The sequence below is a fragment of the Bradyrhizobium sp. SZCCHNR1015 genome (assembly GCF_032489875.1).
Lineage (GTDB): Bacteria > Pseudomonadota > Alphaproteobacteria > Rhizobiales > Xanthobacteraceae > Bradyrhizobium.
Genome location: NZ_JAUEYW010000029.1, coordinates 25,054 through 33,257, shown reverse-complemented (window position 1 = coordinate 33,257; position 8,204 = coordinate 25,054). Strand labels below are relative to the sequence as shown.

The following is an 8,204-nucleotide window of genomic DNA, read 5'->3' as shown; positions in this document are numbered from 1 at the left end:
AGCGATTCGTCAGTCACTCGACCGAGGAATCATCCATTTCCGGCAGCAAAATGGTAAGTTAGCGCCAATGGGGGTATCTCTCCGCGAGTGAAACTCTTGGAGAGATACCCCTCACCCAACCGAGCCTGCCGCTCTTTCCTACATGCCCTCTCCCACAAGGGGAGAGGGCGCATTCACTTGCATTGCGCTCATCTTCGCATCTCAAAGCGCGCAGAAGGCTAATGGTTACGACCGCCTGAAGCCCCTATTGCAGGCTCAACGCCACGAACCGCAGCTCGCCGTCGGCGTTCGACACCAGCAGCAGCACCGACTTCTTGCCGTCCTTCTTGAGCTGGTCGACGCGCTTCTTGATGTCGGCGCCCGAGGTCACCGCCTCCTGGGCGACCTCGACGATGACGTCGCCGGCCGACAGCCGCTTCTCGGCGGCGTCGGAGGCCTGGTCGACGCCGGTGACGACGACGCCCTTGACGCTGTCCTTAATCTTGTAGCGGGTACGCAGGTCCTTCGACAGCGCGGCAAGATCGAGCCCGAGCGCCTTCTGGGTCACCGGCTTCTCGGCGGGCTCGTCCTTCTTGATCGCCGCCTGCTGCACCTTCTCGTTGTCCTCGAGCCGACCGAGCTTGACCTTGAGCGTCTGCTCCTGGCCCTTGCGGATGACGATGACGTCGACCTCCTTGCCGACGGCGGTGTCGGCGACGATGCGCGACAGGTCCTTCGGCTCCTTGATGTCATGGCCGTCGAACTTGACGACGACGTCGCCGGGCTCGATGCCGGCCGGCTTCGCCGGTCCCTTGTCGTCGACGCCGGCGACCAGCGCGCCGCGCGCCGGCTTGATGTTGAGGCTCTCGGCGATCTCGTCGGTCACGCCCTGGATGCGGACGCCGAGCCAGCCGCGGCGCAGCTCGCCGAACTGGCGCAACTGGTCGACGACGCCGGCCACGGTCTTCGAGGGCACGGCGAAGCCGATGCCGATCGAGCCGCCGGACGGCGAGATGATCAGCGTGTTGACGCCGATGACCTCGCCATCGAGGTTGAACAGCGGGCCGCCGGAATTGCCGCGGTTGATGGCGGCGTCGGTCTGGATGTAGCTGTCATAGGGGCCCGACGAGATGTCGCGGTTCTTGGCCGAGACGATGCCGGCGGTCACGGTGCCGCCGAGGCTGAACGGGTTGCCGATCGCGACCACCCAGTCGCCCAGCCGCAGCTTGTCCGAATCGCCGAACTTGACCACCGTCAGCGGCCGCGGCGGCTTGAACTTGAGCACCGCAAGGTCGGTCTTCTTGTCGACGCCGACCAGCTCGGCCTTGATCTTGGTGCCGTCGTTCATGATCACGTTGATCTCGTCGGCATCGGCGATGACGTGATTGTTGGTGACCACGACCCCGGACTCGTCGACGATGAAGCCGGAGCCCAGCGAGTTGGTGCGGCGCGGCGAGTTGTCGGCCCCACCCCGGCCGCCCGGACCGCCGCGGCGGTTCTTGAAGAAATCGTCGAAGAACTCCTCGAACGGCGATCCCGGCGGCACCTGCGGATTGGCGTTGCGGTTCTCGGACGAGCCGCCCTTGGGCTCGACGGTCTGCGAGGTCGAGATGTTGACGACGGCGTCGATCACCTTTTCGGCGACATCGGCGATCCCCTCCGGCCCCCGCGCCGAGGCCGGGACCGGCGCGAGCGCCCAGCCCGCGGCAAGAACCGCCGCGGTCAGGATCGGACGCAGTCGACGGCGGAAAGCAAGGGTCGCGGTCATCGGGCGGATCTCCAGAAAAGTCGGCAAATTCAACCGTTACAGTGCGCCGGAACCGGCGGAGGACGCAAGCACGCCGGATCGGACCGCAGATTCATCATTGAGGGCGACCTAATACGGCAAAATGGCGCAGCCATCGCCTCACAATGGCGTTGGCCGGGCGGTTGACGGTCATTGCCGCGGCCGGACCTCGTTCCTGTGCGGCGGCGCGCAGGCAGACGGCGATGCACACCTCAGATCGGCCGCCGGATCACCCAGATCAGGACCAGGCCGGCCACCGCCGAGCCGATGCCGACCGCGCGCAGCACGTTGTCGGGCGTGGTCATCGCGGTCTTCATCGCCCGCCGCATCCACTCCGGACTGGCCGCGAACAACAGGCCTTCGAGCACGAACAGGATACCTAATCCGATGAGGAAATCGGAAAACGCAATGGACCTCATCGGACCCGGACCTCCCGTTCGATCTTCTTGATATGTAACGGGGCGAAGCAACGGCTTCGCCCCGTCCATGTCAACTCTTATTCACCCGGATCAACCGCCCTGGTCATCGGGGCCGATGCATCAGGGCTTGGGCGCCGGCACCGCGGCCGCCGCGGTCGAGCTGCTGGCGGTGGACGGCGTCTCCCCCGCCGGCTTCCCCGAGGGGTTGGCGAAGTAGCGGAAGAACTCCGAATCGGGCCGCAGCAGGAAGCGGGTGTCGCCGGACTTCAGGCCGTTCTCATACGCCGTCATCGAGCGGTAGAAGGCGAAGAAGTCGCGGTCCTTGCTGTAGGCCTCGGCGAACAGCCGGTTGCGTTCGGCATCGCCGGCGCCGCGGGTCTGCTCCGCCTGCGAGTTGGCCTCGGCGACGATCACGGTAGCCTCGCGATCGGCCTTGGACCTGATCTCCTGGGCCTTCTGGCCGCCGAGCGCCCGGAACTCCTCGGCCTCACGCTGCCGCTCGGTCTTCATCCGGTTGTACACCGCCTGGCTGTTGGCCTCCGGCAGGTCGGCGCGGCGGATGCGGACGTCCACCACCTGGATGCCATAGGCGTCGGCCTCCTTGTCGAGCTGATCGCGGATCTTGCGCATCAGCGCCTCGCGCTCGTCGCGCACGACTTGCGTGAAGGTGACCTCGCCGAGCACGCGGCGCAGCGCGGCGTTCAGCAGCGTGCCGAGCTGGACGTTGGCGGTCTGGATCGAGCCGACGCTCTGGTAGAACTGCAGCGCGTTCTTGATCTTGTAGCGCGCGAAGGCGTCGACCACGAGCCGCTTCTGGTCGAACGCGATCACCTCCTGCGAGGGGTTCTCGAGGTCGAGGATGCGCTTGTCGATCGAGATCACGTTGTCGATGAACGGTGCCTTGAAGTTCAGGCCGGGCTCGGTGACGACGTCGACCGGCTTGCCGAACCGCACCACCAGCGCCTGCTCGGTCTGGTTCACGGTGAACAGCGAGCTGTAGCCGATGACGACGAGCACGAGCACGGCGACGAGCGCGACGATGCCTGCAACGGGGGACCTCATCGGACGCCTCCCTGCTGAGCGGCCGGCGCCGGACGGCGCGGCAAGAGATCGCCGAGCGGCAGCAGCGGCACAGGGCCGCCGGTGGCGCCAGAGTCGAGCACGAGCTTCTCCGAGCCACCGAGCACGCGCTCCATGGTCTCGAGATAGATCCGTTCGCGGGTCACGTCGGGCGCCTTCTTGTACTCGTCATAGACCTTGAGGAAGCGCGCGCTCTGGCCCTTGGCCTCGGCGATCGCCTGCTCCTTGTAGCCTTCGGCGACCTGCAGGATCTGCGCGGCACGACCGCGCGCATCCGGCACCACCTTGTTGGCGTAGGTCTGGGCTTCGTTCTGGAGACGCTCGAGGTCGGCACGCGCCGCCTGGACGTCGCGGAACGCCTCGATCACCTGGGCCGGCGGATCGACCTTCTGCATCTGCACCTGGGTGATCTGGATGCCGGAGCCGTAATTGTCGAGCGTCTTCTGCATCAGCTCCTGCACGTTCTGCTCGATCACGGTGCGGGCGCCGGTGAGGATCGGCTGGATGTTGGAGCGGCCGATCACCTCGCGCATCGCGCTCTCGGCCACCGCCTTCACGGTGCCCTCGGGGTTCTGGATGTTGAACAGGAAGTCGGCCGCGCCCTTCGGCTTGATGCGCCAGAGCACGGTGACGTCGACGTCGACGATGTTCTCGTCGCCGGTCAGCATCAGGCTCTCCTCCGGGACATCGCGACCGCTGCGGCCGCGCCGGCCGGGATCATCGTTGGCGGTGATGCCGATCGAGATCGAGTTGACGCGCAGCGCCTTGGGCAGCAGCACGGTCTCGATCGGATAAGGCAGGTGATAGCGCAGGCCCGGCTGCTCATCGCGGACATATTTGCCGAAGCGCAGCACGACGCCGAGCTCCTCGGACTGCACGCGGTAGATGCCGGAGGCGAGCCAGATGATGATGGCGCCGAGCACGATCAGGAGCACGCCCGCGGTGCCGAAGCCGCCGCCCGGCACGAACTGCTGCAGCCGGTCCTGGCCGCGCCGCAGAAGATCTTCCAGGTCGGGCGGCCTTGGACCGACCGGTTGCGGTCCCGAGCCCCAGGGCCCCTTCGGACCCTGACCCCACGGGCCTCCGCCCTGATTCTTCCACGCCATCGATCGATCTCCTCCGAGAGGCTGAGTGTACACCAACGCCGGCCCCGACGGTCGCCGGGTTATAAGGGACGGCCCCGCCCCTTACAACGTAGCGCTCCAGCTAAGCCCGAACCGGGTTTTGTCAATGTAAACAGGGCCGGAAGCGCCGGTTTGCCGCGGCCTCAGCTCCGCCACACGGCCAAACTGCGCGACTTCATCATTAACGGATGGTCTTGGACGGGCCGTCGCGTCGATCCCGCCGGCGAAACGCTCACCGCCGCCGGCGATAGGTGACGTAGGAGAATTCGGCCTGATCGTCAGGCCCCGAGGCATGGCGCTGCCGCGCCACCTCCTCCCATCGGGCCGGGTCGATCGCCGGAAACACGGTATCGCCAGGCGGGCTCGCATGCACCTCGGTGATCTCCAGCCGGTCGGCGATCGGCATCGTTGCAGCAAAGAGCTCGGTGCCTCCGATGACCGCGATCTCCGCGGCTGAACGCCGCAGCGCATCACCACGCGCGATGACGAGCGCTTCATCGACGGTATGGGTCACGATCGCGCCATCGGCGCGAAACTCGGCATTGCGGGTGACGACGATGTTGGTGCGGCCCGGCAGCGGCCGGCGCGGAAACGAGATGAAGGTCTTGCGGCCCATCACGATCGGACGCCCCATGGTCATCGCCTTGAAGCGCTGCATGTCGCTCTTCTGCCGCCACGGGATCGCACCGGCGGCGCCGATGATGCCGTTGTCGGCGACTGCGACGATCAGCACGATCTCGATCACGGCGCCCTCTCCGCCAGTTGAGCCAGAGCCTCGCCGGTCACCTTGCACAGCGTCCACTCGTCCATGAGCTCGGCGCCGAGCGATTTGTAGAAAGTGATGGAAGGAGCATTCCAGTCGAGCACCGACCATTGCAGCCGCGCCCAGCCGTTTTCGATGCAGGTGCGCGCGAGATGGCCGAGCAAGGCCTGGCCGATGCCGTTGCGGCGAAACGCCGGCCGCACGAACAGGTCTTCGAGATAGATCCCTGGCTTGCCGGCAAACGTCGAGAAGTTGACGAACCAGACCGCGAAGCCCGCCACCGCGCCGTTCCATTCGGCGAGATCGCAGAACAGCGTCGGATGCTCGCAGAACAGCGCGGCGGCGATGTCGGCCTCGCTCGCGCCGACCTCGTGCGAGAGCTTCTCGTAGTCGGCGAGCTCCCGGATCAGCGCGAATACGCTTCCGATGTCGTCAGGCCCGGCGCTACGGATCGAAACCGGCATGCGTCAGACCGCGACCTCGGCCTTGATATGCGGATGCGGATCGTAGCCGGCGAGCGCGAAGTCCTCGTAGTGGAAGCCGAAGATGTCCTTGACGTCCGGATTGAGCGTCATGGTCGGCAGCGGACGGGGCGCACGGGTGAGCTGCAGGCGGGCCTGCTCGATGTGATTGGAATAGAGATGCACGTCGCCGAAGGAGTGCACGAATTCACCGGGCTTCAAATCCGTCACCTGCGCCACCATCATCGTCAGCAGCGCATAGGATGCGATGTTGAAGGGCACGCCGAGAAAGACGTCGGCCGAGCGCTGGTAGAGCTGGCACGACAATTTGCCGTTCACGACATAGAACTGGAACAGGCAGTGGCACGGCGGCAGCGCCATCTTTTCGACGTCGGCCGGGTTCCAGGCCGTCACGATCAGCCGGCGCGAATCCGGATTGCGCCTGATCATGTCGATCACGCCTCCGATCTGGTCGATATGGCCGCCGTCCGGCGTCGGCCACGAGCGCCACTGATAGCCGTAGACGGGGCCGAGATCGCCATTGCCATCGGCCCACTCGTCCCAGATCGTCACGCCGTGATCGTGCAGATATTTGATGTTGGTGTCGCCCTTGAGGAACCACAAGAGCTCATGCACGATCGCCTTCAGCGGCAGCCGCTTGGTGGTCACCAGCGGAAAGCCGGCCGCAAGGTTGAAGCGCATCTGGTGGCCGAACACCGACAGCGTGCCGGTGCCGGTGCGGTCGTGCTTCTCGGCGCCGTCGGACAGGATGCGTTCGAGCAGGTCGTGATACTGGTGCATGGTGCGCGCTGGCGGCCTTTCGCGGAAGGCGGCGAATGTAACGGCAGGGATCGCCCGGCCCTAGCCTCGACTCGGCCCGGTCGCTAATTATACCCCGAAAAATGTCGGCCGCAGCCGCAATTGACAAGGGCGGGACCGCACGTTCCGCCCTCCTCCCGATCCATGGCCGTTCCGTACCAGCTCGCCGGCTTGAGGACCGCGGACCATTTGACGATCTCGCCCTTGACCAGGGTCCCGAGCGCCTCCGGCGTCCGGTCCGCCGACGCTGGTCAGCCTTCGCTTTCCACGAAGACCTCATCGCGCTTGCGGCGCAGCGTCGGCAGCACCGCCAGCACGAGCAGCCCCGCCGCGATCGCGAGCAGCACGGCCGACAGCGGCCGCGTTAGGAACACCGACCAGTCGCCGCGCGAGATCAGCAGCGCCCGGCGCAGGTTCTCCTCCATCAGCGGGCCCAGCACCATGCCGAGCAGCAGCGGCGCCGGCTCGAAATCATGCTTGATCAGCCAGTAGCCGACGAGGCCGAACGCGCCCGCCAGGACCACGTCGACCGGCGCGTTGTTCACCGAATAGATGCCGATCGCGCAGAAGATCACGATTGACGGGAACATCAGCCGGTATGGCACGCGCAAGAGCCGCACCCAGATGCCGACCAGCGGCAGGTTGATGATGATCAGCATGAGATTGCCGATCCACATCGAGGCGATCATGCCCCAGACCAGATCAGGCTGCTTCTGCATCACCTGGGGGCCCGGCACGATGCCGTGGATGGTCATCGCGCCGACCATCAGCGCCATCACCGCATTCGGCGGAATGCCGAGCGTCAGCAGCGGAATGAAGGAGGTCTGCGCCGCCGCGTTGTTGGCGCTCTCCGGCGCCGCGACGCCCTCGATCGCACCGCGACCGAACCGCGACGGATCTCGCGCGAGCTTCTTCTCCAGCGTATAGGCCGCGAACGAGGCGATCACCGCACCTCCGCCCGGCAGGATGCCGAGGATCGAACCGAGCAGCGTGCCGCGCAGGATCGCCGGCGTGGAGTCTTTCAGATCCTTCCTGGTCGGCATCAGGCCGGTGATCTTCTTCTGCACGAGGTCGCGGTCCATCTCCGCGCCGGCATCGAGATTGCGGATGATCTCAGCGAAGCCGAACACGCCCATCGCGACGGTGGCGAAGCCGAGGCCGTCGGCGAGCTCGGGAATGTTGAAGGCCATGCGCGACACACCGGTCTCGATGTCCGAGCCGACCATCGACAGCAGCAGGCCGAGCACGATCATCGCGATCGCCTTCAGCACCGAGCCCTTCGCCAGCACGACCGCGAAGATCAGGCCCAGCACCATCAGCGAGAAATACTCGGCCGGGCCGAACGCCAGCGCGAGCTTGGTCAACGGCGCGCCGAGGATCGCAATCAGCACGGTGGCAACGCAGCCGGCGAAGAACGAGCCGATCGCGGCGATCGCCAGCGCCGGACCGGCACGGCCCTGCTTCGCCATCTGGAAGCCGTCGAGCGCGGTCACCACCGACGTCGCCTCGCCGGGAATGTTGACCAGGATCGACGTGGTCGAGCCGCCATACTGCGCGCCGTAATAGATACCGGCCAGCATGATCAGCGCGCCGACCGGCGGCAGGCCGAAGGTGATCGGCAGCAACATCGCCACCGTGGCGATGGTCCCGATGCCCGGGAGAACCCCGACCAGCGTGCCGACCAGCGCGCCGATCAGGCACATCAGCAGATTGATTGGCGACAACGCGACGACGAAACCGTGGGCGAGATTTGCAAACAGATCCATCACGCCC

At 66.1% G+C, this 8,204-nt stretch carries 8 protein-coding genes; all 8 read right to left on the bottom strand.

Annotation, left to right across the window (positions count from 1 at the left end; genetic code table 11):
• Positions 1 to 244 precede the first annotated feature (244 nt).
• The 8 genes from QX128_RS32760 to QX128_RS32725 all read right to left on the bottom strand — a co-directional run bounded on the left by QX128_RS32760 (position 245) and on the right by QX128_RS32725 (position 8,197).
• Positions 245 to 1,747, bottom strand: a complete 1,503-nt coding sequence (locus tag QX128_RS32760) for a Do family serine endopeptidase (RefSeq protein ID WP_315805556.1) — start codon at positions 1,745 to 1,747, stop codon at positions 245 to 247.
• A 230-nt stretch (positions 1,748 to 1,977) separates the two neighbouring features.
• The gene (locus QX128_RS32755; RefSeq protein ID WP_315713359.1) at positions 1,978 to 2,184 is read right to left on the bottom strand and encodes a DUF2065 domain-containing protein; all 207 of its coding nucleotides are present in this window, start codon (positions 2,182 to 2,184) and stop codon (positions 1,978 to 1,980) included.
• Between the two features lie 120 nt (positions 2,185 to 2,304).
• Complete coding sequence (gene hflC, locus QX128_RS32750) at positions 2,305 to 3,246, bottom strand: protease modulator HflC (RefSeq protein ID WP_316183602.1); 942 nt, start codon at positions 3,244 to 3,246, stop codon at positions 2,305 to 2,307.
• The gene (gene hflK / locus QX128_RS32745; protein ID WP_315805554.1) at positions 3,243 to 4,370 is read right to left on the bottom strand and encodes an FtsH protease activity modulator HflK; all 1,128 of its coding nucleotides are present in this window, start codon (positions 4,368 to 4,370) and stop codon (positions 3,243 to 3,245) included. The genes hflC and hflK overlap by 4 nt, the downstream gene beginning before the upstream one ends.
• A 250-nt stretch (positions 4,371 to 4,620) precedes the next feature.
• Entirely contained in the window at positions 4,621 to 5,133 is a 513-nt protein-coding gene (locus tag QX128_RS32740) for a dihydrofolate reductase (RefSeq protein WP_315805553.1), read from the bottom strand.
• A complete protein-coding gene (locus QX128_RS32735; RefSeq protein ID WP_316239618.1) occupies positions 5,130 to 5,615 on the bottom strand; it encodes a GNAT family N-acetyltransferase in 486 nt (161 codons plus the stop codon). Before QX128_RS32735 ends, QX128_RS32740 begins: the two co-directional genes overlap by 4 nt.
• A 3-nt stretch (positions 5,616 to 5,618) precedes the next feature.
• Positions 5,619 to 6,413: a thymidylate synthase gene (locus QX128_RS32730; RefSeq protein WP_316183603.1), complete on the bottom strand. Its 795-nt coding sequence runs from the start codon at positions 6,411 to 6,413 to the stop codon at positions 5,619 to 5,621.
• A 269-nt stretch (positions 6,414 to 6,682) separates the two neighbouring features.
• Positions 6,683 to 8,197, bottom strand: a complete 1,515-nt coding sequence (locus QX128_RS32725; protein WP_315805550.1) for a tripartite tricarboxylate transporter permease — start codon at positions 8,195 to 8,197, stop codon at positions 6,683 to 6,685.
• Positions 8,198 to 8,204 lie beyond the last annotated feature (7 nt).

What these genes read in the sequence shown, in the direction of transcription:
- QX128_RS32760 (WP_315805556.1), bottom strand. Translation starts at nt 1,747, where the DNA reads ATGACCGCGACCCTTGCTTTCCGCCGTCGACTGCGTCCGATCCTGACC.
- QX128_RS32755 (WP_315713359.1), bottom strand. Translation starts at nt 2,184, where the DNA reads ATGAGGTCCATTGCGTTTTCCGATTTCCTCATCGGATTAGGTATCCTG.
- hflC (WP_316183602.1), bottom strand. Translation starts at nt 3,246, where the DNA reads ATGAGGTCCCCCGTTGCAGGCATCGTCGCGCTCGTCGCCGTGCTCGTG.
- hflK (WP_315805554.1), bottom strand. Translation starts at nt 4,370, where the DNA reads ATGGCGTGGAAGAATCAGGGCGGAGGCCCGTGGGGTCAGGGTCCGAAG.
- QX128_RS32735 (WP_316239618.1), bottom strand. Translation starts at nt 5,615, where the DNA reads ATGCCGGTTTCGATCCGTAGCGCCGGGCCTGACGACATCGGAAGCGTA.
- QX128_RS32730 (WP_316183603.1), bottom strand. Translation starts at nt 6,413, where the DNA reads ATGCACCAGTATCACGACCTGCTCGAACGCATCCTGTCCGACGGCGCC.
- QX128_RS32725 (WP_315805550.1), bottom strand. Translation starts at nt 8,197, where the DNA reads ATGGATCTGTTTGCAAATCTCGCCCACGGTTTCGTCGTCGCGTTGTCG.